Annotated in this window: 19 protein-coding genes and 1 tRNA gene; 6 read left to right on the top strand and 14 right to left on the bottom strand. The window is 71.8% G+C overall.

Annotated elements, in window-relative coordinates:
• Positions 1 to 26 precede the first annotated feature (26 nt).
• Positions 27 to 446 carry a hotdog fold thioesterase gene (locus GEV10_00100; GenBank protein MQA76876.1) on the top strand — a complete coding sequence of 140 codons (420 nt, stop codon included), beginning with the start codon at positions 27 to 29 and terminating at the stop codon, positions 444 to 446.
• A 188-nt stretch (positions 447 to 634) separates the two neighbouring features.
• Here GEV10_00100 and GEV10_00095 read toward each other — a convergent pair whose 3' ends face one another.
• A complete protein-coding gene (locus tag GEV10_00095) occupies positions 635 to 1,228 on the bottom strand; it encodes a response regulator (protein ID MQA76875.1) in 594 nt (197 codons plus the stop codon).
• Between the two features lie 67 nt (positions 1,229 to 1,295).
• Here GEV10_00095 and GEV10_00090 point away from each other — a divergent pair.
• Positions 1,296 to 1,379, top strand: a tRNA-Leu gene (locus GEV10_00090).
• A 184-nt stretch (positions 1,380 to 1,563) separates the two neighbouring features.
• On the opposite strand, the gene pyk is transcribed toward GEV10_00090, so the two are convergent.
• From pyk to GEV10_00065, 5 genes are all read right to left on the bottom strand, one after another.
• Positions 1,564 to 3,009: a pyruvate kinase gene (pyk, locus tag GEV10_00085; GenBank protein ID MQA76874.1), complete on the bottom strand. Its 1,446-nt coding sequence runs from the start codon at positions 3,007 to 3,009 to the stop codon at positions 1,564 to 1,566.
• Between the two features lie 420 nt (positions 3,010 to 3,429).
• A complete protein-coding gene (gltD, locus tag GEV10_00080) occupies positions 3,430 to 4,881 on the bottom strand; it encodes a glutamate synthase small subunit (GenBank protein MQA76873.1) in 1,452 nt (483 codons plus the stop codon).
• Positions 4,874 to 9,391, bottom strand: a complete 4,518-nt coding sequence (gltB, locus tag GEV10_00075) for a glutamate synthase large subunit (protein MQA76872.1) — start codon at positions 9,389 to 9,391, stop codon at positions 4,874 to 4,876. Before gltB ends, gltD begins: the two co-directional genes overlap by 8 nt.
• Before the next feature lie 141 nt (positions 9,392 to 9,532).
• Positions 9,533 to 10,594 (bottom strand): prolipoprotein diacylglyceryl transferase, encoded by a 1,062-nt coding sequence (locus GEV10_00070; GenBank protein MQA76871.1) that lies wholly within the window; start codon positions 10,592 to 10,594, stop codon positions 9,533 to 9,535.
• Positions 10,595 to 10,602: 8 nt separating this feature from the next.
• On the bottom strand, positions 10,603 to 11,073 hold the full coding sequence (locus tag GEV10_00065; GenBank protein MQA76870.1) for a DoxX family membrane protein: 471 nt from the start codon (positions 11,071 to 11,073) through the stop codon (positions 10,603 to 10,605).
• A 287-nt stretch (positions 11,074 to 11,360) separates the two neighbouring features.
• Here GEV10_00065 and GEV10_00060 point away from each other — a divergent pair, with 287 nt between their 5' ends.
• Positions 11,361 to 12,248, top strand: coding sequence for a thioredoxin domain-containing protein (locus GEV10_00060; protein ID MQA76869.1), 888 nt, complete (start codon positions 11,361 to 11,363; stop codon positions 12,246 to 12,248).
• Positions 12,245 to 13,036, top strand: a complete 792-nt coding sequence (locus tag GEV10_00055) for a thioredoxin domain-containing protein (protein MQA76868.1) — start codon at positions 12,245 to 12,247, stop codon at positions 13,034 to 13,036. Before GEV10_00060 ends, GEV10_00055 begins: the two co-directional genes overlap by 4 nt.
• Before the next feature lie 3 nt (positions 13,037 to 13,039).
• Here the strand turns inward: GEV10_00055 and mgrA are convergent, their stop codons facing one another.
• From mgrA to trpC, 4 genes are all read right to left on the bottom strand, one after another.
• Positions 13,040 to 14,107, bottom strand: coding sequence for an L-glyceraldehyde 3-phosphate reductase (gene mgrA / locus GEV10_00050; protein ID MQA76867.1), 1,068 nt, complete (start codon positions 14,105 to 14,107; stop codon positions 13,040 to 13,042).
• Positions 14,107 to 14,901, bottom strand: coding sequence for a tryptophan synthase subunit alpha (locus GEV10_00045; protein MQA76866.1), 795 nt, complete (start codon positions 14,899 to 14,901; stop codon positions 14,107 to 14,109). Before GEV10_00045 ends, mgrA begins: the two co-directional genes overlap by 1 nt.
• The gene (gene trpB, locus GEV10_00040; protein ID MQA76865.1) at positions 14,898 to 16,112 is read right to left on the bottom strand and encodes a tryptophan synthase subunit beta; all 1,215 of its coding nucleotides are present in this window, start codon (positions 16,110 to 16,112) and stop codon (positions 14,898 to 14,900) included. The genes GEV10_00045 and trpB overlap by 4 nt, the downstream gene beginning before the upstream one ends.
• A gap of 89 nt (positions 16,113 to 16,201) precedes the next feature.
• A complete protein-coding gene (gene trpC, locus GEV10_00035) occupies positions 16,202 to 17,008 on the bottom strand; it encodes an indole-3-glycerol phosphate synthase TrpC (GenBank protein ID MQA76864.1) in 807 nt (268 codons plus the stop codon).
• A 235-nt stretch (positions 17,009 to 17,243) separates the two neighbouring features.
• Between trpC and GEV10_00030 the strand changes: the two genes are divergently transcribed.
• A complete protein-coding gene (locus tag GEV10_00030) occupies positions 17,244 to 18,614 on the top strand; it encodes an MFS transporter (protein ID MQA76863.1) in 1,371 nt (456 codons plus the stop codon).
• Between the two features lie 43 nt (positions 18,615 to 18,657).
• On the opposite strand, the gene GEV10_00025 is transcribed toward GEV10_00030, so the two are convergent.
• From GEV10_00025 to GEV10_00010, 4 genes are all read right to left on the bottom strand, one after another.
• Complete coding sequence (locus GEV10_00025) at positions 18,658 to 19,230, bottom strand: MFS transporter (protein MQA76862.1); 573 nt, start codon at positions 19,228 to 19,230, stop codon at positions 18,658 to 18,660.
• The gene (locus GEV10_00020) at positions 19,227 to 20,744 is read right to left on the bottom strand and encodes an anthranilate synthase component I (GenBank protein MQA76861.1); all 1,518 of its coding nucleotides are present in this window, start codon (positions 20,742 to 20,744) and stop codon (positions 19,227 to 19,229) included. Before GEV10_00020 ends, GEV10_00025 begins: the two co-directional genes overlap by 4 nt.
• A gap of 23 nt (positions 20,745 to 20,767) precedes the next feature.
• Positions 20,768 to 21,160, bottom strand: a complete 393-nt coding sequence (gene hisI / locus GEV10_00015) for a phosphoribosyl-AMP cyclohydrolase (GenBank protein MQA76860.1) — start codon at positions 21,158 to 21,160, stop codon at positions 20,768 to 20,770.
• A gap of 457 nt (positions 21,161 to 21,617) precedes the next feature.
• Positions 21,618 to 22,745, bottom strand: a complete 1,128-nt coding sequence (locus GEV10_00010; protein ID MQA76859.1) for an amidohydrolase — start codon at positions 22,743 to 22,745, stop codon at positions 21,618 to 21,620.
• Between the two features lie 126 nt (positions 22,746 to 22,871).
• On the opposite strand from GEV10_00010, the gene GEV10_00005 reads away from it, so the two are divergent.
• On the top strand, positions 22,872 to 24,107 hold the full coding sequence (locus GEV10_00005) for an amidohydrolase family protein (GenBank protein MQA76858.1): 1,236 nt from the start codon (positions 22,872 to 22,874) through the stop codon (positions 24,105 to 24,107).
• Positions 24,108 to 24,242 lie beyond the last annotated feature (135 nt).

Genomic DNA, 24,242 nt, shown 5'->3' with positions numbered 1-24,242 from the left:
CGACAACGGCAGGCGGAGGATACCCAATGAGCGACGAGCCGACCGCACCTTACCCGCTCGCGCAGATGCGCGAGTCGGTACGGGGGACGCTCGTCGAGCGCATGGGCATCGAGCTGGTCGAGGTGACCCCCGAGCGCGTCGTCGCGACCATGCCGGTGGAGGGCAACACCCAGCCGTACGGCCTGCTCCACGGCGGGGCCTCGTGCGCACTCGCCGAGACCGTCGGCTCGGTGGCCGCGAGCCTCCAGGCACCCGACCGGCTTGCCGTGGGCATCGAGATCAACGCGTCGCACCACCGCGCCACGCGTGCCGGCCTCGTGACCGGTACCGCCACCCCGGTTCACGTGGGTCGTTCGGTCGCCGTGTTCGAGGTGGTCGTCACGGACGCCCGCGACCGCCGGATCTGCACCGCACGACTCACCTGCATGCTCGTGGACCGCGTGTAACGACGTCGTCGTCCTGCGCCACACGCGCTTTGCGTGACTCCTGGGCCGGTCACTACCGTGACGGCGAGTGCCCGGCCGTCACGGAGGGCACGAAGGACCCGGGGCGCCGAGTAGACAACGTCCGGTGTCCGGGGAAGACCCGGACGGCACCAAAGGCGCCCCGGGTCTTCACGACCGGCGTCCGCCGGTTACGTCTTGTCGGCGGTCGACGTCGACTCGAGGACGACCTCGGCGACCTTGCGCATCGGCACCCGGCGGTCCATCGCCGCCTTCTGGATCCAGCGGAAGGCCTGCGGCTCGGTCATGTCGTGCTGCTCCTGGAGCGCCGCCTTCGCCCGCTCGACCAGCTTGCGCGTCTCGAGGCGGTCCCCCAGATCGCGGACCTCCTCCTCCAGCGCGGCGATCTCGGCGAACCTGCTCTGCGCCACCTCGATCGCCGGCACGAGATCGGCCCGGGTGAACGGCTTGACGAGGTACGCCATGGCACCCGCGTCGCGCGCCCGCTCGACCAGCTCGCGCTGGGAGAACGCGGTGAGGATCACGACCGGGGCGATCCGGTCCTCGGCAATGCGCTCGGCCGCGCTGATCCCGTCGAGGACGGGCATCTTCACGTCCATGATCACCAGGTCGGGCCGTTGCTCGGTCGTCACGTCGACCGCCGCCTGGCCGTCACCGACCTCGCCGACGACCTCGTACCCCTCGTCCTCCAGCATCTCCTTGAGATCGAGCCGGATCAGGGCCTCGTCCTCGGCGATCACCACACGCCGCGCCACGTCAGTCATCCGTACAGCCTAGTCGGGGCCCCGTCACGTCGACGCCACCCGGTACTGTGACCTTGACATCAGTCACGCCCCGGTATCCGAACTGGCATAGGAGCCGGCCTCAAAATCCGGTGGTCGCAAGGCCATGTGGGTTCGAATCCCACCCGGGGTACGGGGTAGCCACCCCTGCTCGTCGAGCTGCGCTCGCCTTCGCCACACCCGCGACATTTTCCGGGGGCCGAGCCCCCAGACCCCACGTTCCCCGGTCACGGTGGAATGCCTTCTGGTTGGGGGCGTTGGGACTTCGTCCCTCGCTCACACGGTCTTCCCCGTCGTGCGCCGGTCGGTCGCTCCCCTTACTCGCGGTAGGCGGGGGCGGTGCCGCCTACCGCGTCGCCGATGCGGTGGACGCGTAGGGCGTTGGTCGAGCCAGGGGTGCCGGGCGGGCTGCCCGCGACGATCACCACGAGGTCACCCTCCGCGCACCTGCCCACGTCCAGCAGCGCCGCGTCGACCTGCCGCACCATGTCGTCGGTGTGCGTGACCATCGCCGTCTGGAACGTCTCGACGCCCCAGCTGAGCGAGAGCTGGCTGCGTACCGCCTGCATCGGCGTGAACGCCAGCAGCGGGATCGGTGACCGGTGACGCGACAGTCGGCGCACCGTGTCGCCGGTCTGGGTGAACGCGCACAGCGCCCGCGCCCCCAGCCTGGCGCCGACCTCGATCGCCGCCTTCGAGATCACCCCGCCCATCGTGACCGGCGCCCGGGTGAGGTCGCGGAGCAGGTCGCGGCCCTTCTCCTCCGCCGTCCCGATGATCCGCGCCATCGTCTCGACGACCCGGCACGGATCGTCGCCGATCGACGTCTCCGCGCTCAGCATGAGCGCGTCCGCGCCGTCGAGGACGGCGTTGGCGACGTCGGACGCCTCCGCCCTGGTCGGCCTGGCCGCGGTCACCATCGACTCCAGCATCTGCGTGGCGACGATCACGGGTTTCGCCTGGTCACGGGCGATCGCCACGGCGCGCTTCTGCACGATCGGGACCTCGTCGAGCGACATCTCGACGCCGAGGTCGCCGCGCGCGACCATCACGCCGTCGAAGGCCTCGATGACCTCCTCGAGCCGCTCGACGGCCTGCGGCTTCTCGACCTTCGCGAGCACGGGCAGCCGGGTGTCGTGCTCGTCCATCACCCGCCGCACCACGGCGGCGTCGCCGGGGTCGCGGACGAACGAGAGCGCGACGAGGTCGGCACGCAGGTCGAGGGCCCACCGCAGGTCGGCGGTGTCCTTGTCGGTCAGCACGGGCGCGCGGACGTGCGTCCGCGGCAGGTTGAGACCCTTGTGGTTCGACACCTCGCCGCCGATGCGCACCGAGGTGACCACCCGCGCCCCCTCCACCGCGACCACCTCGAGCACCAGCCGGCCGTCGTCGACGAGCACCGGGTCACCGACCTCGACGTCCTCGGCGAGACCCGGGTACGTCGTGGACGCCAGCGACGACGTACCCGCGACGTCGTCGGTGGTGATCACGAACTCCGCGCCCTCCTCAAGGGTCGCCTTGCCGTCGGCGAACGTGCCCAGCCTGATCTTGGGACCCTGCAGGTCGGCCAGCACGGCGACGCTGCGCCCGCTCTCGTCCGACGCGCGACGGACCTCGAGATAGGTGCGCTCGTGCTCCTCGCGGCTCCCGTGGCTCAGGTTGAGCCGCGCCACGTCCATGCCCGCGCGCACCAACGCGCGGACGGCCGTGGGGGACGACGACGAGGGTCCGAGCGTGCAGACGATCTTGGCGCGACGGACCATGCACGGCACAGTAGTGCGTCGCGGCGCCAGGACACGCAGGACGGTAGGCCCTTGGCGTATCGGCAGGCGTCTCCTAGGCTTTGCCCAAGCGTCGCGCGTCCCCCTCCGACCTCGGACGCGCGAGACGCCGCGGGCGCCGTCAACCCCCCGGGACGGCGCTCGCGGTCATACCCCACCCTGGTCGGTGCTTCGCACCTTCCCTCGGCCTTTCGCTACTGGCGTCACGCCGCTCCCGGGCTTCACATCGTGATTCGGGGGTTCCCACATGCTGCCGGGGATGGGAACCTCCGAATCGCGATGTGCGGCGCTTCGGGGACTGTCGACAGAAGCGCGCGGTCACCAGGGGACGCGGCAGCCACAGGTGCTGCCTCCACCGCGACCAAAACAGTGCGGCACCAGCACTCCACCCGCCGGGACAGCTCAGATGGCGGTGCTGACCGGGGTGACGGGGCTCGGGAGCTGGGAGGTGCCGGCGAGCTCACGGTCGATCGCCTCGGCGGCGGCGCGGCCCTCGGCGATGGCCCACACCACCAGGGACGCTCCCCTGCCGGCGTCGCCCGCGACGTAGACGCCGGGGATGTTGGTCTGCCAGCGGTCGTCGCGTGCGACCGTGCCGTTGGAGCGGACCTCGACGCCCGGGTCGTCGAGCAGCGGGCCGCGCTCCGCGCCGGCGAAGCCGAGCGCGAGCAGGGCAAGCTCGCAGTCGATCACCCGCTCGGTGCCCTCGATCGGTCGGTACCTGCCGGGTCCGAGCCGGTCGACCTCGACGACCTCCAGGCCGGCGACGTTGCCGGCGCCGTCGTCGACGAGCCGCAGCGGGGTGACGGAGTAGACCTTCTCGCCGCCCTCCTCGTACGCCCCCGACACCTCGAAGACGTCGGGGTCGGACGGCCACGGCATCGACTCGTCGCGGGTGTCGGGTGGACGCGGGCGGCCGCCGAGCTGGATCACGGCGGTCGCGCCCTGCCGGTGCGCCGTGCCCAGGCAGTCCTCGCCGGTGTCGCCGCCGCCGACGATCACGACCCGCTTCCCGCGCGCGGTGATCTCCGGCTCGTCGACGTCGCCCTCGCAGGCACGGTTCGCCTGGGTCAGGTGGTCCATGGCCTGGTGCACGCCGGCGAGGTCACGGCCCGGCACGTCGATGTCGCGCGGCGCCAGCGCACCCGAGGCGAGCAGCACGGCGTCGAACCGCGTGCGCAGCTTGGACAGCGTGACGTCGGTACCGACGTTCACGCCGGTGCGGAACCGGGTGCCCTCGAGACGCATCTGCTCGAGCCGGTGGTCGAGGTGCCGCTTCTCCATCTTGAACTCGGGCACGCCGTACCGCAGCAGGCCGCCGAGCCGGTCGTCGCGCTCGTAGACCACCACCGTGTGCCCGGCCCTGGTCAGCTGCTGCGCGGCCGCGAGCCCGGCGGGTCCCGACCCGACGACCGCGACGGCGCGGCCGGACAGCCGGTCGGGCGGTCGCGGCTCGACCCAGCCGCGCGACCAGGCCCGGTCGATGATCTCGACCTCGACCTGCTTGATCGTCACGGGAGCGTCGTGCAGGTCGAGCACGCAGGCGGGCTCGCACGGCGCGGGGCACAGCCGGCCGGTGAACTCCGGGAAGTTGTTGGTGGCGTGCAGACGCTCCGACGCCTCACGCCAGTCGCCGCGCCAGACGAGGTCGTTCCACTCCGGGATCAGGTTACCCAGCGGGCAGCCGCGGTGGCAGTACGGGATGCCGCACGCCATGCAGCGGCCCGCCTGGCCCTGCACCTCGCCCGGCTCGGACTTCTCCTTGATCTCACGCCAGTCCTGGATCCGCACCGGCACGGGGCGCGTCTCGGGCAGGCGCCGCGGGGTGTTCATGAACCCCTTCGGGTCAGCCATTGGCGGCCTCCATCATGCGGACGATGGTCTCGTCGTCCGACAGGCCGAGGCGCTTCGCCTCCGACTCCGCGACGAGCACCCGCCGGAACCCGCGCGGCATGATCTTGCTGAACCTGCGCGCGAGGGACGCGGGGTCGGCCAGCAGCACCGAGGCGACGTCCGACCCGGTCTCGACCTGGTGGGTGCCGAGCAGGTCAAGCAGCCGCTCCACGTCGTCGGGATCGAGCTCCTCGACGTCGACGAGCTCGGCGTTGACGAGGGACTGGTCGAGGTCGACCACGTACGCCACACCGCCGGACATGCCGGCCGCGAAGTTGCGCCCGACCGGACCGAGGATGACGGCGACGCCGCCGGTCATGTACTCGCACCCGTGGTCACCGATGCCCTCGACGACGGCGGTCGCACCCGAGTTGCGCACGCAGAACCGCTCGCCCACCTTGCCGCGCAGGTACATCTCGCCGGCAGTTGCGCCGTAGCCGATGACGTTGCCCGCGATGACGTTGTGCTGCGGCACGAACCTCGCCCCGAGATCGGGACGCACGACGAGCCGGCCGCCGGACAGGCCCTTGCCGAGGTAGTCGTTCGCGTCGCCGTAGAGGCGCAGCGTGACCCCTGGCGGTACGAACGCGCCGAACGACTGGCCGGCGGAACCGGTGAACGTCACGTCGACGGTGTCCTGCGGCAGCCCGGCTCCGCCGAAGCGCGTGGTGACCTCGTAGCCCAGCATCGTGCCGACGGTGCGGTTGACGTTGCGGATGGGCAGCTGGGCGCGGACCGGCTCACCGGAGTCGAGCGCGTCGGCGGCCAGCGCGATCAACTGGTGGTCGAGTGCCTTCTCCAGCCCGTGGTCCTGCTCGATCACCTGACGCCGCGGGGCGTCGTCCGCGATGTCGGGCAGCTCGAGCAGCGGTGACAGGTCGAGACCCGAGGCCTTCCAGTGGTCGACCGCGCGGTCGGCGTCGAGCAGCTCGCTGCGCCCGATCGCCTCGTCGAGCGAACGGAAGCCGAGCGCGGCGAGGTGCTCGCGCACCTCCTCCGCGATGTACTCGAAGAACGTCACCACGAAGTCGGGAGAGCCACGGAACCGCTTGCGCAGCTCGGGGTTCTGCGTCGCGACCCCGACCGGACAGGTGTCGAGGTGGCACACCCGCATCATCACGCAACCGCTCACCACCAGCGGCGCGGTGGAGAAGCCGAACTCCTCCGCGCCAAGCAGCGCGGCCACGATGACGTCGCGGCCGGTCTTCATCTGGCCGTCGACCTGCACCACGATGCGGTCGCGCAGGTTGTTGGCGAGCAGCGTCTGCTGGGTCTCGGCGAGGCCGATCTCCCACGGGCCGCCGGCATGCTTCAGCGAGGTGAGCGGCGCCGCACCGGTGCCGCCGTCGTGCCCGGAGACCAGGACGACGTCGGCGTGCGCCTTGGCCACGCCGGCGGCGACGGTGCCCACGCCGACCTCCGCGACCAGCTTCACGTGCACCCGCGCGGTGGGGTTCGCGTTCTTCAGGTCGTGGATCAGCTGCGCGAGGTCCTCGATCGAGTAGATGTCGTGGTGGGGCGGCGGGGAGATCAGGCCCACGCCCGGCGTCGAGTACCTGGTGCGGGCGATCCACGGGTAGACCTTGTTGCCGGGGAGCTGCCCACCCTCCCCCGGCTTCGCGCCCTGCGCGATCTTGATCTGGATGTCGTCGCCGGTGGCGAGGTACTCGCTCGTCACGCCGAACCGGCCGCTCGCGACCTGCCGGACGCGGCTGCGCCGCTCCGGGTCACGCAGCCGGTCGGGCTCCTCGCCGCCCTCGCCGGAGTTCGACCGGCCACCGAGCCGGTTCATCGCGATCGCGAGCGTCTCGTGCGCCTCCGCCGACAGCGCGCCGTACGACATCGCGCCGGTGTTGAAGCGCCTGACGATGTCCTCGACCGGCTCGACCTCGTCGAGCGGCACCGGCGGGCGGTCGTCCTCGCGGAGCCGGAACAGTCCCCTCAGGGTCAGCAGCGCGGCGGACTGCTCGTCGACCAGGCGCGTGTAGTCCTTGAAGATCTCGTACTGCCGGCTCCTGGTGGAGTGCTGCAGCCGGAACACGGTGTCGGGGTCGAACAGGTGCAGCTCGCCCTCGCGGCGCCAGCGGTACTCGCCACCGACGTCGAGCGAGCGGTGCGGCGGCGAGATCGTCCTGCGCGGGTACGCCGTGACATGCCGCTTGGCGACCTCCTTGGCGAGGACGTCGAACCCGACGCCGCCGAGCCGCGACGTGGTGCCGGTGAAGCACTCGTCGACGACGTCGCTCGACAGGCCGAGTGCCTCGAAGATCTGCGCACCGGCGTACGACGCCACGGTCGACACGCCCATCTTGCTCATGACCTTGAGCACGCCCTTGCCGAGCGCCCTGATCAGGTTGCGCACGGCCTCCTCGGGAGCCGCGGCGAGGTTGCCGTACCTGGCCCGGATCTCGACCGTCTCCATCGCGAGGTACGGGTTGACGGCGGCGGCACCGTAGCCGACGAGGACCGCGACGTGGTGCACCTCGCGGACGTCGCCCGCCTCGACCACGAGACCCACCTGGGTACGGGTGCGTTCCCGGATCAGGTGATGGTGCACGGCGCCGGTCAGCAGCAGCGAAGGGATCGGCGCGAACTCGGCGTCGGACTCGCGGTCGGACAGCACGATGATGCGTGCGCCGTCGGCGATCGCGCGTGACACCTCGGCACGGATCTCGTCGAGGCGCGCGTGCAGGGCCTCGCCGCCGCCGGCGACCTCGTAGAGGCCGCTGACGACGTGGGCGCGGAAGCCCGGCATGTCGCCGTCGTCGTTGACGTGCACGATCCTGGCGAGCTCGTCGTTGTCGATGACGGGGAACGGCAGCACGATCTGCCTGCACGACGCGGGCGCCGCCTCGAGCAGGTTGTGCTCGGGGCCGATCGTGTCGGCAAGTGCGGTGACCATCTCCTCGCGGATCGCGTCGAGGGGCGGGTTCGTCACCTGCGCGAAGAGCTGGGTGAAGTAGTCGAAGACGAGGCGCGGCCGGCGCGACAGCACGGCGATCGGCGTGTCACTGCCCATCGAGCCGAGTGGCTCCGCACCCGACTCGGCCATCGGGGTGAGGATGACCTGCACCTCCTCCTCGGTGTACCCGAAGGCGCGTTGCCTGCGCAGTACCGAGGAGTGGGTGTGCACGATGTGCTCGCGGTCCGGCAGGTCCTCCAACCGGATCAGGCCCGCGTGCAGCCATTCGTCGTACGGACGCTCGGTCGCGAGCTCGTTCTTGACTTCGTCGTCCTCGATGATGCGTCCCTCGGCGACGTCGACGAGGAACATCCGGCCGGGCTGCAGGCGACCCTTGCGCACGACGTGGGCGGGGTCGATGTCGAGCACGCCGACCTCGCTCGCGAAGACGACGAGCCGGTCGTCGGTCACCCAGTAGCGCGCGGGACGCAGGCCGTTGCGGTCGAGCACGGCGCCGATCTGGGTGCCGTCGGTGAACGTCACACACGCCGGGCCGTCCCACGGCTCCATGACCGTGGCGTGGAAGCCGTAGAACGCGCGGCGCATCGGATCCATGTCGAGGTTGCGCTCCCACGCCTCGGGGATCATCATCAGCACCGCGTGCGGGAGCGACCGGCCGCCCATGTGGAGCAGCTCGAGCACCTCGTCGAAGGTCGCCGAGTCGCTGCCTCCGGGGGTGCAGATCGGGAACAACCGGTCGATGTCGCCGGGAATCAGGCTGCTGTCCAGCTGCGACTCCCGCGCGCGCATCCAGTTGCGGTTGCCCTGGATCGTGTTGATCTCGCCGTTGTGGGCGACGTAGCGGTACGGGTGCGCGAGCGGCCACGACGGGAACGTGTTGGTGCTGAAGCGCGAGTGCACGAGCGCGAGCGTGCTGCGGAAGGCGTCGTCGCCGAGGTCGGGGAAGAACGACTCCAGCTGGGTCGGCGTGAGCATGCCCTTGTAGACCATGGTGCGGGCCGACAGGGAGGCGAAGTACACGCCCGCCTCACGTTCCGCCCGCTTGCGCGCGCAGAACGCCATGCGCTCCAGGCCCATGCCGACGACGCGACCGGCCGAGGCGGCGACGAACAGCTGGCGGAACACCGGCATCGCGGCACGGGCGGACGCGCCGAGCAGGTCGGGTGCGACGGGGACGTCGCGCCAGCCGAGCACCCGCAGGCCCTCCTCGGCGCAGATGGCCTCGACGGCCTTCACCGCCTGGTCGGCCTCGACGGGATCGGTGGGCAGGAACGCCATGCCCGCCGCGTACGCACCGGCAGGCGGCAGCTGCACGTTCGCCGCGACCCGGAGGAAGGCGTCGGGCACCTGGACGAGGATGCCCGCGCCGTCGCCGCTGTCGGGCTCGCTGCCCGACGCCCCTCGGTGCTCGAGGTTGCGCAGGGCGGCGAGCGCCTTGTCCACGATGTGGTGGCTCGGGCGTCCGGCGAGGTCGGCGACGAACGCGACCCCGCAGGAGTCGTGCTCGTGCTCCGGTGCGTAGAGACCGCCACGGCTTGCATGTGTCAAGTGCGCCTCCCCTCCCGCTGTCGAGAGGTGACTCGACCGGGGACGGCACTGGCCCAGGCTGGGTGATCTGTCAGGTTACAAACATGGTAACGACATGGACAACACCGTCCGCGATCTGAGACACGGCGTGGCGCGGCGGGTTCAGGAGGGATCCTTACCGGTGCCGTCCGGTCGGTCGTCGGCGAACGCGTCGTCGCGCTCCTCGTCCGGCGTGGCCGCGACGTCCTCGAGGTCCTCGTCGTCCGCGGCGTCGTCGGAGCCGTCCTCGTCGGCGTCCTCGTCGTCCGCGACCTCCTCGTCGCGGACGGCCGCGGCCTCCGCGGCGGACGCACGCACCTCCGCCTTGGACCCCTCCGCGACCGCCGCGGGCTCGACGACCGTCTCGCGCGGTCGCCCTCGCAGGGCGAGCAGGTAGACGACCGCTCCGGCGAAGACGACGAAGCACGTCCAGACGTTGAGGCGTAGGCCGAAGAACTCATGCGCGGGGTCGACGCGCAGCCACTCGATCCACGCGCGGCCGACCGTGTAGGCGGCGACGTAGAGGGCGAAGACGCGGCCGTGGCCGAGCGTGAACCTGCGATCCGCCCAGATCACCAGGACGGCGACGCCGACGCACCACAGCGACTCGTAGAGGAACGTGGGGTGGAACTGGCCCAGGACGACGGGCGCGCCGTTCTCCGTGACGGCGGAGAACGTGCTCGGGTCGATCTCGTGGACCGTGAGCGCCCAGGGCAGGTCGGTGGGGCCGCCGTACAGCTCGTTGTTGAACCAGTTGCCCCAGCGGCCGATCGCCTGGGCGAGCACGATGCCAGGCGCCGCGGCGTCGGCGAACGCGGGCAGCGGGATCCCCCTGCGTCGGCACGCGATCCACGCGCCGACGGCACCACCGGCCACCGCGCCCCAGATGCCGAGGCCGCCCTCCCACACCGCGAACGCGGCCCACGGGTTACGGCCGTCGGCGAAGTACAGCTGGTAGTCGGTGATGACGTGGTAGAGCCTGGCGCCGACGAGGCCGAACGGCACCGCCCACGTCGCAATGTCGGCGACCGTTCCCGCCTGCCCGCCGCGCTGCCGCCAACGGCGCGCGGTGAGCCACAGTGCCACGATAATGCCGGCGATGATGCACAACGCGTAGGCGCGTACGGGGAAGCCGGCGACCGGCCACGCGGTCTGGGTCGGGCTCGGGATCGCGGCGAGGACCATGGGGGCGCTCACCGGCCCGAGCCGATCGGCTCGCCGAGGATCCTGCCGTCGAGGGCGAAGCGTCCGGACGGGAAGACCGCGAGCCAGGCGGACGCGAGCACGAGTCCGGCATCGCGCAGGATCTCCTGCGGGTATTTCGTCTGCGACGCGTCGACCTCGCCGCCGCCGCCGAAGCAGCCGCAGTCGATCGAGATACCACGGACCCACACCGAGATGATGGCGATGATGAACGCCAGCATGAGCAGGCCGCTGAGGAGGCCGGAGACCCGGACCGCGAGGCCGACCACCAGCAGGACGGCGAGGGCGACCTCGAGGAACGGCAGGCCGTACCCGACCGGCTTCACCACGCTCTCGGGCAGCAACTGGTAGGCGCGGACGGCCCTGGTCGAGGCGAGTGGGTCGCCGACCTTCAGCAGCCCTGCGTAGCCGAGCACGCCCGCCAGCACGAGGCGCAGGAGGAGTGTCACCCACGGGTGCACGCGGCCGAAGCCGACGCGGCCGCGGCGCGGTCCGGTGCCGTCCGCCGGACCGCCGGACGCACCGGTACCGTGGCTCTGCGCGGCACCGCGGGAACCTGTCGAGGCCTTGCTCACGTTATTCGCTCCACGAGCCGAAGTGGCGTCCAGCAGAGTGGAGTACGCCACCCTGAGGGTCTGGTACCGCCCTTTGTACCGTATGACCGGGCGGCGGCGTCCGGACCATGGCTGATACGACCGGTTGACCCAGTCGCCACGACCGTCGATCGCACGAGGGAAGGGTAGGCCTGATGGCCTCGCGCAAGGAACAGAAGGCCGCGGCGCGCGAGCGGCTTCGCCAGGAGATGGAGAAGCGCAAGAGGCGCTCCCGCCGGAACCGCATCATCGGGGTGACCGCCGGCGTCCTCGTCCTGGTGCTCGGGGCCGTCACCATCGGCATCGTCGTCCAGAACCAGCGCGAGCAGGACGCCCGCGCCGACCGCGCCGTGCCCGCGGGCGTCATCGACGACGTCGCGATCCCGGTCGGCGAGAAGGACGCGCCCGTGACCCTCAAGGTCTACGAGGACTTCCGGTGCCCGGCCTGCAAGCAGTTCGAGGAGGCGTACAACACCACGATCACCAAGCTCGTCGAGCAGGGCAAGCTCAGGGTCGAGTACCACGTCGCGACCATCATCGACGCCAACGTCCCGAACACGAGCGGGTCCAAGGTCGCCGGCAACGCCGCGGCGTGCGCGCAGGACGCCGGCAAGTTCCGCCAGTTCCACGACGTCCTGTTCAAGAACCAGCCGCCCGAGGACCAGGACCTGTTCACCAACGACCAGATGATGACGCTGGCCAAGGACGTCGACGGTCTCGCCGACGACTCGAACTTCGAGCGCTGCGTGCAGGACCAGCAGTACGTCAACTGGCTCAAGAAGGTGCAGTCGGAGTTCGACACCAGGTTCCAGGGCCGCGTCGCCACCCCGTCGCTCGTGCTCGACGACGAGGTCATGATGGGCGGCCAGCAGCAGGGCATCGCCCCGCCGATGGCCAGCCCCGAGGCGTTCGAGAAGACCGTCAACGACCGGGCGTCCGGTGGTAACGGCAAGAAGCCGTCCTCGGACGCGACACCGTCCGGCGAGGGTGAGGAAGGCTCCGGGTCGCCGAGCGGCGCGGCCACGTCGTCCGGAAAGTCGTGAGCTCGAAGAAGGCCAAGCGCACCCGCGCACGTGAGCGCGTCCGGCTCGAGCAGGAGCGCCAGGCACAGGAGCGGGAGCAGCAGCAGCGCAAGAGCAGGCGCACCCGGATCATCGCGCTGACGGCGGCAGGCCTCGCGGTCGTGCTCATCGCGGTGATCCTCGGCGTCGCGGCGCAGCAGCGCAGGAGCGCGGACGAGGGACCCGCGCCGCGTGGCGCCGTCGCCGGCGGCCTCGCGATCCCCGTCGGGCAGCCGGACGCCCCCGTCACGCTCACCGTGTTCGAGGACTTCCGCTGTCCCGCCTGCAAGGGCTTCGAGGACCGCTACGGCGCGACGATCGGCGACCTGGTCGACAGCGGTGACCTGCGGGTCGAGTACCGCATCGCGACCATCATCGACTCCCTCGGCAGCAGCGGCTCGAAGGTCGCCGGCAACGCGGCCGCCTGCGCGCAGGACGCGGGGAGGTTCCGCGAGTACCACGACCGGCTCTTCGACCACCAGCCGGAAGAGAAGGTCGACGGCTTCACCGAGGAGCGCGTCATCGAGCTCGCCGAGCCCGTCGCGGGCCTCGACACCGCGCGGTTCCGCGCCTGCGTCGAGGACGAGCGCTACCGCCCCTGGCTGAAGCGCGTGCAGACCGACTTCGACGACAGGTACGACCGCCTCGTCACGCCGACGGTCCTGCTGGACGGCACGATGGCCTTCGGCGGCACCCCCGACGAGCCGGTCGACACCCTGAAGAACCCGGCGAACCTGAAGCGGACGGTGCAGGAGAAGGCCGGCGCCTGATCCCTACCAGGCGCCGGCGCGCGCACGCTCCCACAGGTCGACGCCGCCGTCGGTCGCGTGCTCGTCGATCCTGGCCAGCTCGTCGGCCGACAGCTCCAGGTTGCCCAGGGCCGCGACGTTCTCGTCGAGCTGGCGGACCGAGGAGGCCCCGATCACCAGCGACGTGACGCGCTCGTCGCGCAACGCCCACACCAGCGCAAGCTGGGCGAGGCTCTGCCCGCGCGCGCCGGCGATCTCGTTCAGGGCGCGCAGCCGTCCGAGCATCTCCTCGGAGAGCCAGGACGTGTCGAACGACTTGTCCTGGGTGGCACGTGAGCCCTCGGGGACACCGTCGAGGTAGCGACCGGTGAGCAGGCCCTGGGCGAGTGCCGTGAACCCGATGATGCCGACGCCGAGCTCGGCGACGGTGTCGAGGAGCCCTTCGGTCTCGATCCACCGGTTGAGCATGGAGTAGGACGGCTGGTGGATCAGCAGCGGCGTGCCGAGGTCACGCAGGATCTCCGCCGCCTGGCGGGTGCGCTCGGCGTCGTGGGAGGAGATCCCGGCGTAGAGCGCCTTGCCCTGCCGCACGGCGGTGTCGAGCGCACCCATCGTCTCCTCGAGCGGCGTCGTCGCGTCGAGCCGGTGCGAGTAGAAGATGTCGACGTAGTCCAGGCCCATCCGCCGCAGCGACTGGTCGAGGGACGCGAGCACGTACTTCCGCGAGCCGCCGCCCTGCCCGTAGGGACCCGGCCACATGTCCCACCCGGCCTTGGTCGAGATCACCAGCTCGTCGCGGTACGGGGCGAGGTCCTCCCGCATCAGCCGGCCGAAGTTGATCTCCGCGGCGCCGTACGGCGGGCCGTAGTTGTTGGCGAGGTCGTGGTGGGTGATGCCGAGGTCGAAGGCACGGCGCGCGATGGCGCGCTGGGTCTCGAACGGCCGGTCGTCGCCGAAGTTGTGCCAGTAGCCCAGCGACAGCACGGGCAGGTCGAGTCCCGACCGGCCCACCCGCCGGTATCGCATGGCGCCGTCGTAGCGGTCGGCGGCGGCGACGTATCCGGACAAGGGTCCTCCTCTGGCGCGGGACATTATGCGCGGCGGACGCCGTCGGCGAGGTCGGCGGCGAGCTCGCCCACGGACCTGGCGCCGTCGTCCTCGCTCGACGCGTCGAGCAACCGGCGGACGAACGCCGAGCCGACGATCACGGCGTCGGCGTACGCGGCGACCGAGGCGGCCTGGTCGCCGTTCGAGACGCCGAGACCGACGCCGACGGGCAGGTCGGTGACCGGGCGCACCCGGTCGACGAGCGCCGCACCCTGCGCGTCGACCGTGTCGCGCGCGCCGGTGACGCCCATGAGCGAGGCGGCGTACACGAACCCGCGGCAGGCGTCGACCGTGGACTTGATCCGGTCGTCGGTCGAGCTCGGCGCGACGAGGAACACGCGGTCGAGGTCGTGGGTGTCGGACGCGGTGACCCAGTCGGCCGCCTCCTCGGGGATGAGGTCGGGCGTGATGAGGCCCGCTCCCCCGGCCGACGCGAGGTCGGCCGCGAACCGGTCGACGCCGTAGCGCGCGATCGGATTCCAGTACGTCATGCACAGCGCGGGAACCCCGGACGAGGCGACGGCCTCGACGGTGCGCAGCACGTCACGGGTGCGGGTGCCGCCGCGCAGCGCCTGCTCGGCAGCCTGCTGGATCGTCGGGCCGTCCATGACCGGGTCGCTGTACGGCAGGCCGACCTCGACGACGTCGACGCCGTTCTCGACCATCGAGGCGAGCGCCGCGACGCAGCCGTCGTACGAGGGGTAGCCGGCCGGCAGGTAGCCGACGAGCACCCTGCGTCGCTCCGCCCGCGCGCGCTCGAACGCCGCCGCCACCCTCATGCGTCACTCTTCCCGCTCAGGTCGGCGAACCAGTCGTCCGCCGTGTCGCCGTCCTTGTCACCCCGCCCTGACAGGGTCACCAGGACGATGTCGTCCGGCCCGAGGTCCTTCGCGATGCGGCGCGCGCCGGCCAGGGCGTGCGCCGACTCGATCGCCGGGATGATGCCCTCGGTGCGGCACAGCAGCGCGAAGGCGTCCATCGCCTCGGCGTCGGTGACCGGCTCGTACGCCGCGCGCCCGGTGTCGTGCAGGTAGGCGTGCTCCGGCCCGACCGCCGGGTAGTCGAGACCCGCCGAGATCGAGTGGCTCTCGACCGTCTGGCCGTCGTCGTCCTGCAGCAGGTACGTGCGGGCGCCGTGCAGCACGCCGACGGCACCGCCGGTGATGCTCGCCGCGTGGCGTCCGGTCGCCACGCCGTCGCCACCCGCCTCGAACCCGTAGAGGCGCACGCCGTCGTCGGGCACGAACGCGCGGAACGTGCCGATGGCGTTGGAGCCGCCGCCCACGCACGCGCACACCGCGTCGGGCAGCCGGCCCGTCAGCTCCAGGCACTGCGCCCGCGCCTCGACGCCGATGCCGCTGACGAACTCGCGCACCATCACGGGGAACGGGTGTGGTCCCGCCGCCGTGCCTAGCAGGTAGTGGGTCGAGTCGACGTTGGTCACCCAGTCGCGCAACGCCTCGTTGATCGCGTCCTTCAGGGTGCGCGAGCCGGTGGTGACGGGGATGACCTCGGCGCCGAGCAGGTGCATCCGCGAGACGTTCATGGCCTGCCGGCGGGTGTCCTCCTCGCCCATGTAGACCACGCACTCGAGGTCGAGGTACGCGCACACCGTCGCGCTCGCCACACCGTGTTGACCCGCACCGGTCTCGGCGATGACCCGCGGCTTGCCCATCCGCTTGGTGACGAGCGCCTGGCCGAGGACGTTGCGGATCTTGTGCGCGCCGGTGTGGTTGAGGTCCTCGCGCTTGAGCAGCACGCGCGCACCGACCTCGCGGGAGAACCTGGTGGCCTCGTACAGCGGGCTCGGGCAGTTCGCGTAGTCCCTGAGCATCCGGTCGAACTCGGCGCGGAACCCGGGCTCCGCCCAGGCGGTGTGGAACTCGCGGTCGAGCTGGTCGAGCGCGGCGATCAGCGCCTCGGGGACGAAGCGTCCCCCGTAGGTGCCGAAGTGTCCGAACAGCTCGTCGTGCTCAGTCGTCACGCTCACCGTGCCAGCCTCTCCTCGACGGTCGCCCCCCCGGCGCGGGCACGGGGCCCGACCGCCGGTGGTCGTCGTTCACGTCAAGGATCCTCGGTTCACGGGCCGTGGCGGCACGCGGGGTGGGCTCCCGCGGTGACAAGCTCGGCGACCGCCTGCCGCGGGTCGGCGCGCGTCACCAGCGACTCGCCCACCAGCACGGCGTCGGCGCCGGCCTGCGCGTACGACAGCAGGTCGCGCGTGTCGCGCACGCCGGACTCCGCAATCTTGATGACGTACGACGGCATGATCTCGGCGAGCTGCGCGAACCTGTCGCGGTCGACCTGCATGGTGCGCAGGTCGCGCGCGTTGACGCCGATGATGCGCGCACCGGCGGCCAGCGCCCGCGGCACCTCCTCCTCGTCGTGCACCTCGACGAGCGGGGTGAGCCCGATCGACTGCGCGCGTTCGACGAGCGAGACGAGCGCCTCCTGCTCCAGCGCCGCGACGATGAGCAGCACGAGGTCGGCGCCGCACGCGCGCGCCTCCCACAGCTGGTACGAGCTGACGACGAAGTCCTTGCGCAGCAACGGAACGTCGACGGCCTGCCGGATCGCCACGAGGTCGTCGAGCGAGCCGGTGAACCAGCGCTCCTCGGTGAGCACGCTGATGGCGTGCGCGCCGCCCTCGGCGTACGCGGTGGCCAGCGCAGCCGGGTCGGTGATCGGTGCGAGGTCGCCGCGCGACGGGCTGCTGCGCTTGACCTCGGTGATGACGGACACGTCGGGACCGGCCAGCGCGGCGAAGCCGTCCAGCGGTGCGGGGCGTTCGGCGGCACGCTGCTTGAGGCGTTCGAGCGGAGTGTCTGCCTGCCGACGGGCGAGGTCTTCTCGTACGCCGACCAGGATGTCCTCGAGCACGCTCACGCGCACCGACCTTTCCCCGATGAAGACGTGTCGCGATCGTAGCGACCGGGTCCGACGGAGCCACGCGCGGGGCGCCCCGTCTGACCAAACGGCAGGTTTGCGGAGCGCGAGCCGCTCGTGACGGATCCGGTGCCGCTCCCGGAACCGACTACGGAGGGCGACGACGTCTGGTCAGGCCCGACACGCGAGTGCATAATGCGGACCACTCGCCAACGGGGGCCAGGGAGGCTCGCAAATGGTGCTGCGTCCAGGTGATCCCGGAGGAACCGGAGGAACCGGAGGAACCGGAGGCTCGGCGGAGACAGCAGATCGCAGATCGCAGGTCCGCCGGGCGGTGACCGCCAGCGCGGTCGGGACGTCGATCGAGTGGTACGACTTCTTCCTCTACGGCACCGCCGCCGCTCTCATCTTCCCCAAGCTGTTCTTTCCCGAGTCTGAACCCTTCATCGGCGTCATCGAGTCGTTCGCGACGTACGCCGTGGGGTTCGCCGCCCGGCCGGTCGGAGCGGCCATCTTCGGTCACTGGGGCGACAGGATCGGGCGCAAGGCGACCCTGATCGTGACGCTGCTCCTGATGGGCCTGTCGTCGGCGGCGATCGGCCTGCTGCCGGGAACGGGCACCATCGGCCTGGCCGCACCGGTCCTGCTCGTCCTCCTGCGCATCCTCCAGGGCCTCGCCGTGGGCGGCGAGTGGGGCGGCTCGGTGCTGCTCGCGATGGAGTGGGGCGACCAGCGCAAGCGCGGGTTCATGGCGAGCTGGCCGCAGTTCGGTGTCCCCGTCGGGCTGCTGCTGGGCACCGGCGGGATGACGGCGTTCAGCGCCCTGCTTCCCCCCGCGGCGTTCGAGTCGTGGGGTTGGCGGGTGCCGTTCCTGCTCAGCCTCGTCCTCGTCGCGATCGGCCTGTTCATCCGGCTGCGGATCCTCGAGACCCCCATGTTCACGAAGGTCGTGCAGTCGAAGCAGGTCGAGCGGCAGCCGATCCCGCAGGTCATCAGGCGCTACTGGCGCGAGATCCTCCTCACGGCAGGACTTCGCTACTCGGAGCAGATGCCGTTCTACATCTTCACCGTGTTCGTGCTGAGCTACGCGACCGAGCAGGGCCTCGCCAGGACGTTCGCGCTCGGGGCGGTGATGGTGGCGGCCGCGATCTCGCTGTTCACCGTCCCGTTCTCCGGCTGGCTGTCGGACGTGGTCGGGCGAAAACGCGTCTACCTGACCGGTTCCATCATCATCGGGTTGTACTCGTTCGCGTACTTCGCGATGCTCGACACCGGTGTGGCCGCGGTGGCCTTCATCGCGATCATGCTCTCGCTGATCCCGCACGACCTGCAGTACGGTCCGCAGGCCGCACTCATCGCCGAGAGCTTCCCGACCGGTCTGCGCTACGGCGGGGCGGGCATCGGCTACCAGCTCTCGTCGGTCTTCGCCGGCGGTCCGGCACCGCTCATCGCGGCCTTCCTGGTGCACACCTTCGGTACGGCCTATGCGATCTGCGTCTACGTCGTGTTCTCGGTCGTCGTCACGGTGCTCTGTGTGAGGTTCCTGCCCGACCGCTCGCGCGCCGACATCACCGACGAGGCGACGTACGAGCGGACCGGCAGCTGACATCCCGCCAGGTGCTCGGGCGGCCCACACGTCAAGGGCACCTTCACACCGTGGGGTCGTCGCCGCGGTCGAGGGCGCGCCACATGTCCGGCTCAGCCTCGCGCTGCTTCGGCGCGTCGTAGCGCGCGCCCATGCCGGGCCACCGCGCGCAGCGCACCACGGTGACCGCGCCGGCGAGCGTGAGCACGGCGCCCGCGGCGAGCGCGATCCACGGCCATGCCGTCACCTGCACGGCGATGTCCGCGGACCGTGCCGAGGCCGCGGGGAGCTCGCGCGTGGCGGCCGCGGCACCGGTCGCCAGGGCCGAGGACATCACGGCACCCAGCCCGCAGAGGGCGACGACCGCGCCCACCACCCGGCGTGCCCAGCCGCGTGTCGCCAGCACGCCGACGGCGCCCGCGAGCCCGGCAAGACCGAACGCGAACGCCCCGGGCGCGAGCACGCGACCCACCAACGCCTGGTCGGTGCGCGGCAGGCCGGGGGGTGCCCACACCACGACGGACCAGGTGCGCCCGGCCGCGAGCACGAGCACGGCGGCGGCAAGGACTGCGACGCCGAGCACGACGGCCATCTCGCGGCGGCCGGCGCCACCGGTCTCCACCCGCGACGGCCTCATGCCGGCCGGAACGTCTCCGCGACGGCCACCGCCGACAGCACGGCCGCGGCCTTGCTGCGGGTCTCGGCGTCCTCGACGTCGGGCACCGAGTCGGCGACGATGCCGCCGCCCGCCTGGACGTAGGCGACGCCGTCGCGCATCAGTGCGGTGCGGATCGCGATCGCCATGTCGAGGTCACCGGCGAAGTCGAGGTAGCCGACCGTGCCGCCGTACAGCCCCCGCCTGGTGCTCTCGAGCTCGTCGATGATCTCCATCGCCCGCACCTTCGGCGCGCCCGACAGGGTGCCCGCCGGGAGCGTCGCCGCGAGCACGTCGAACGCCGACCGGCCCTCTGCGAGATCGCACACGACCGTCGACACCAGGTGCATCACGTGGCTGTACCGCTCGACCTCCATGAACTGCCGCACCTCGACGGTGCCCGACGCCGCGATGCGCCCCAGGTCGTTGCGTCCGAGGTCGACGAGCATCAGGTGCTCGGCGCGCTCCTTGGGGTCGGTCGCCAGCTCCTGCTCGAGCGCGGCGTCGTCCTCGGGCGTGGCGCCGCGCGGCTTGGTGCCCGCGATGGGGTGCAGCATCGCCGTGCCCTCGGTGACCTTCACGTGCGCCTCGGGGCTCGAGCCGACGACATGGTGGTCGCCGAGGTCGAGGAGGTACATGTACGGGCTCGGGTTGGTGGTGCGCAGCACCCGGTAGACGTCGAGCGGCTGCGCCGACGTGCGCAGCTCGAACCGCTGGCTCGGCACGATCTGGAAGGCGTCGCCGGCCCTGATGTACTCCTTCGCGCGCTCGACGGCGTCCTGGTAGCCGCCGTCCGGGGTGTTGCAGCTGGGCCGCGGGACCGCGTCGGGGTCCATCGTGACGGCGGACGCGTCGGCGGGACGCCGCAGTGCCGCCGTCATGTCGTCGAGGCGCGCGACGGCGTCGTCGTACGCGGCGTCGGGGTCGTCGCCGGGGAACGCGTTGGCGATGAGCAGCACCGTGCCGTCGTGGTGGTCGAGCACTGCGAGGTCGGTGGCGAGCAGCATCGTGACGTCGGGCAGCCGCAGGTCGTCGACCGTGTCGTCGGGCAGGCGCTCGAGATGCCTGACCGCGTCGTACGCGACGTAGCCGACCATGCCGCCGGTCAACGGCGGCAGTCCCGGGTCACGCGGGCCCCGCAGCACCTCGACCGTCTCGCGCAGCACCTGCAGGACGTCGCCCTCGCGGGGGACACCGGGCGGCGGGTCGCCGAGCCAGACGGCGCGACCCTCGCGCGTGGTCAGCGTCGCGCGACTGCGCACACCGACGAACGAGTACCGCGACCACGACCTGCCGGTCTCCGCGGACTCGAGGAGAAACGTGCCGCGGCCACCGCCGGCGAGCGCGCGGTAGAGACCGACGGGGGTCTCACCGTCGGCGAGCAGGCGCCTGGTCACCGGGACCACGGGCTGCCGCATCGCCGTGAACGTCGCGCGGTCCGGCACGACCACGCCGCTGCGCGACGCCCGCGACGGCGACGTGCCCGCGACCGTCATCCCCTTCACCGGACCGTCGACCGTCATCCGATCGTCGCTTCCGGGCGCTCGCCGACCACCGCGTCGAGCGGCAGGGCGTCGAAGCAGGTGCGGTCGCCGGTGTGGCACGCCGCGCCCACCTGATCGACCCGGACGAGGACGGCGTCGCCGTCGCAGTCGAGCGCGACGGACCGCACGTACTGCGCGTGTCCCGACGTCGCTCCCTTGACCCAGTACTCCGACCGGCTCCGGCTCCAGAACGTGCACCGGCCCGTGGTCAGCGTGCGATGCAGGGCCTCGTCGTCCATCCAGCCGAGCATGAGGACCTCGCCAGAGTCGTGCTGCTGCACGACGGCCGCAACGAGTCCCGCCTGGTCGCGCTTGAGGCGCGCGGCGATCGCCGGATCGAGCTCGGAGGTACGGGCTGGGCTGTCCATGCGGCCATTCTCCCGCCACCGTCGCCACGTGGCGCCGCAGGGTCCTGGCGTCTCCCGTTGATGCGCGGCCAGGTGTGCCGGCTTCCCACGGTGAGTACGCGCTTCCCACGGCGCGTGCACCGTGGGAAGCGCGGCTCCACCCACTGAACATGATCATTCGCCCGGCCCCCGACCGGCTGGACATCGCGAGTCGGGGTTTCCACGTGCTGCAGGTGTGGGAACCCCCGACTGACGGTGTCACCGCCACCCCGCGCACCATGAGGGGCACCCTCACCGCGTGGCCGAACCCGTGAGGGGCACCCTCACCATGTTCTGGCACGGTGAGGGTGCCCCTCACGGGTGCCAGGTCGCCGCCCGACGCCGCCCTGTTGATCACGTTCACGTGATCAGCAGGTACTTCACCTCGTGCCGGGACGAGGTGACGTCGACGTTCGCGAGGTGAAGTACGTCGAGCGCTTCAGCCGACGCGGATGAGCCGGTCGCGCTGCCGCTCGTCGGTGGCCAGGTCGATGCACGTCCACGCCATCGCGGTGGCGCCCTCGACGACCGCGGCGTCGGCAGACGGCGACGCGCAGTGCCGCGCGAATTCGGGCTGGTGGTTGCCCGAGTCACCGGCGTCGATCGCGACCATCGGGTGGATGGCCGGCATCGCGCGGGAGACGTTGCCCATGTCGCTCGAGCCGACGGCGGCCGGCTCGTTCGGCGCCGGTTCGGGGAACCGGCGACCCAGCGCCTCGGCGTTCGCCCGGTAGAACGCCACCATGGCGGCGTCGTTGCGGAACTCCGCGTAGGGCGGCGTCTTCTCCTGTACGTCCAGCGTGGCGCCGGTCGCGGTGGCACCCGCCTCGAAGCAGGCGCGGACGCGCGGCCGCAGCGCCTCGACCCCCTCGAGGTCGGCCGCGCGCACGTAATAGGCGGCAGACGTCCGCGCCGGGACGATGTTGGGCGCCTCGCCGCCGCGGGTCACGATCCCGTGCACCCGGTCGGTCGGCAGGAGGTGCTGGCGGAGCAACCCGATCGCGACCTGCGCGACGGTGAGCGCGTCGGCGGCGTTGATCCCCTCGTGCGGGTACGCGGAGGCGTGGGCGGCCTTGCCGGTGTAGGTGACCTCGAGGTTCGAGATGGCCAGCATGTGCGCCTCGGCGCGTTCCCGCGGCATCGGGTGGACCATCATGGCCGCGTGCGTGCCGGCGAAGACGCCGCGGTCGAGCATCAGCACCTTGCCGCCGCCGCCCTCCTCCGCCGGCGTACCGAAAACCCGCACGGTGAGGCCGAGGTCGTCGGCGAGACCCGCGAGGCCGAGTGCGGCGCCCACGCCCGCCGCGGCGATCACGTTGTGGCCGCAGGCATGGCCGACGTCCGGCAGTGCGTCGTACTCGCAGCAGATGCCGAGCACGAGCGGGCCGGAGCCGATGTCGGCCACGAACGCGGTAGGCAGGTCGGCGACGCCGCGCCGCACGTCGAACCCGGCACGCTCGAGCTCGTCGGCGACCCAGCCGCTGGCACGGTGCTCCTCGAACGCGAGCTCCGGGTCGGCGTGGATGCGGTGGCTGAGGTCGACCAGCCGTTCGCGCGCGGCCACGATCGCCTGCTGCGCGGTCTCCTTGGCGTGCACGCGGGCCTCCCGAGTCACCGACGCCCCCGCGGCCGCCTGTGAACCTACCACCGGTGTCGACGCAGCACTCCCGCCGAACGGCCTCGTGCACCTAGGGTGGTCGCTGTGCCCGACGACCACCGACACGTCCTGACCGGCATCCGGGTGTGGGACGGCGTGCGCGACGCCGGTCCGTGCGACCTGCACTGGGACGGTGACCGGATCGGCGCCGTGACCCCGGCCGGCGACGACCGGTGGCCGCGGCTCAGCGTGATACCCGGCCTCGTCGACACGCACGTGCACCTCGTCGGGCGGGCCGGCGCGACGGACGCCGCCCGTCCCGACGACATCTCCGTCTGGCCGTTGGTCACCACGCGCGAGGAGCAGGTGCTGCACGCCGCGGCGAACGCGCAGCAGGCCATGCGCCGCGGGGTGACGACGCTGCGGGACCTCGCCGCCGACGAGACGCAGGTCGCGCTGCGGCGGGCGTTCGACTCGGCGATCCTGCCCGGGCCACGCGTGCTCGCGAGCGGTGCGGTGGGGATGACGGCCGGGCACCACGACCTGTTCGTCCCGCCGGCGCATCCGCTGCGCCAGCCGACGGCCGACGGTCCGTACGAGTGCCGCAGGCTCGTGCGCACCTGGGCGCGCAAGGGCGTGACCGGCATCAAGATCTTCACCAGCGGCGGCGTGCTCTCCACCGGCGACAGGGTCGGCTGGCGCAACCACACCGCGGAGGAGATCCACGCGACGGTCGACGAGGCGCACGGGCTCGGCATGTTGGTGTCCGCGCACGCGCACACCGTGGCCGGCATCGCGGCGGCGCTCGACGCGGGCGTCGACTCGATCGAGCACGCCACCGAGCTCACCGGCGACCAGGCCGCGACACTCGCGGAGCGGGGCACGCCGATCGGGCCCACGCTGCTGATCAACGAGATCATCGCCGAGGGCCGCGCGCCCGTGGGTGCGGAGGCACGCGAGAAGGCGGCCGCGCTCGTCGTCTCCCGCGACGAGCGCTTCCGCGCCGCCGTGCGCGCGGGCGTGCGCTTCGTGCTGGCGACCGACGCGAGCGGCTACTTCGTGGAGTTCGGCGGTCAGATGGCGGAGACCGTCCGCATGGCACAGGTGCTGGGCATGGACGCCGAGGCGGTCCTGCGTGCCGCGACGTCCGACGCCGCCGCGTCGATCGGACTCGCCGGCGAGGCCGGCGGGATCGGGTCCGGCGGCCGCGCCGACTTCGTCGTCATGCGGGGCCGCCCGTGGGAGCGGATCGATGACCTCACGACGGCGAACATCGTCGCCGTCGTCTGCCGGGGCACGGTGGTCGCCGGCGAGCTACCCGTCGGGGCCTAGTAGTACTTTGTTATGTCGAGTCTGCGGGGGTGGGTGGGCGTGGCAGGACGGGTTGCAGGCAGAGACGGCAAGCGCCGGTCCAGACGCCGAGTAGGGCCTGGAGTTCGCGGAGGACGGCGTAAAGAGTCAGGCCGG

The sequence above is a fragment of the Streptosporangiales bacterium genome (assembly GCA_009379955.1).
Classification (GTDB): domain Bacteria; phylum Actinomycetota; class Actinomycetes; order Streptosporangiales; family WHST01; genus WHST01.
Note: the sequence above shows the minus strand (reverse complement) of the source record. Positions and strands in the feature narration are given on the sequence as shown.

What these genes read in the sequence shown, in the direction of transcription:
- GEV10_00100 (MQA76876.1), top strand. Translation starts at nt 27, where the DNA reads ATGAGCGACGAGCCGACCGCACCTTACCCGCTCGCGCAGATGCGCGAG.
- GEV10_00095 (MQA76875.1), bottom strand. Translation starts at nt 1,228, where the DNA reads ATGACTGACGTGGCGCGGCGTGTGGTGATCGCCGAGGACGAGGCCCTG.
- pyk (MQA76874.1), bottom strand. Translation starts at nt 3,009, where the DNA reads ATGGTCCGTCGCGCCAAGATCGTCTGCACGCTCGGACCCTCGTCGTCG.
- gltD (MQA76873.1), bottom strand. Translation starts at nt 4,881, where the DNA reads ATGGCTGACCCGAAGGGGTTCATGAACACCCCGCGGCGCCTGCCCGAG.
- GEV10_00070 (MQA76871.1), bottom strand. Translation starts at nt 10,594, where the DNA reads ATGGTCCTCGCCGCGATCCCGAGCCCGACCCAGACCGCGTGGCCGGTC.
- GEV10_00060 (MQA76869.1), top strand. Translation starts at nt 11,361, where the DNA reads ATGGCCTCGCGCAAGGAACAGAAGGCCGCGGCGCGCGAGCGGCTTCGC.
- mgrA (MQA76867.1), bottom strand. Translation starts at nt 14,107, where the DNA reads ATGTCCCGCGCCAGAGGAGGACCCTTGTCCGGATACGTCGCCGCCGCC.
- GEV10_00045 (MQA76866.1), bottom strand. Translation starts at nt 14,901, where the DNA reads ATGAGGGTGGCGGCGGCGTTCGAGCGCGCGCGGGCGGAGCGACGCAGG.
- GEV10_00030 (MQA76863.1), top strand. Translation starts at nt 17,244, where the DNA reads ATGGTGCTGCGTCCAGGTGATCCCGGAGGAACCGGAGGAACCGGAGGA.
- GEV10_00025 (MQA76862.1), bottom strand. Translation starts at nt 19,230, where the DNA reads ATGAGGCCGTCGCGGGTGGAGACCGGTGGCGCCGGCCGCCGCGAGATG.
- GEV10_00020 (MQA76861.1), bottom strand. Translation starts at nt 20,744, where the DNA reads ATGACGGTCGCGGGCACGTCGCCGTCGCGGGCGTCGCGCAGCGGCGTG.
- hisI (MQA76860.1), bottom strand. Translation starts at nt 21,160, where the DNA reads ATGGACAGCCCAGCCCGTACCTCCGAGCTCGATCCGGCGATCGCCGCG.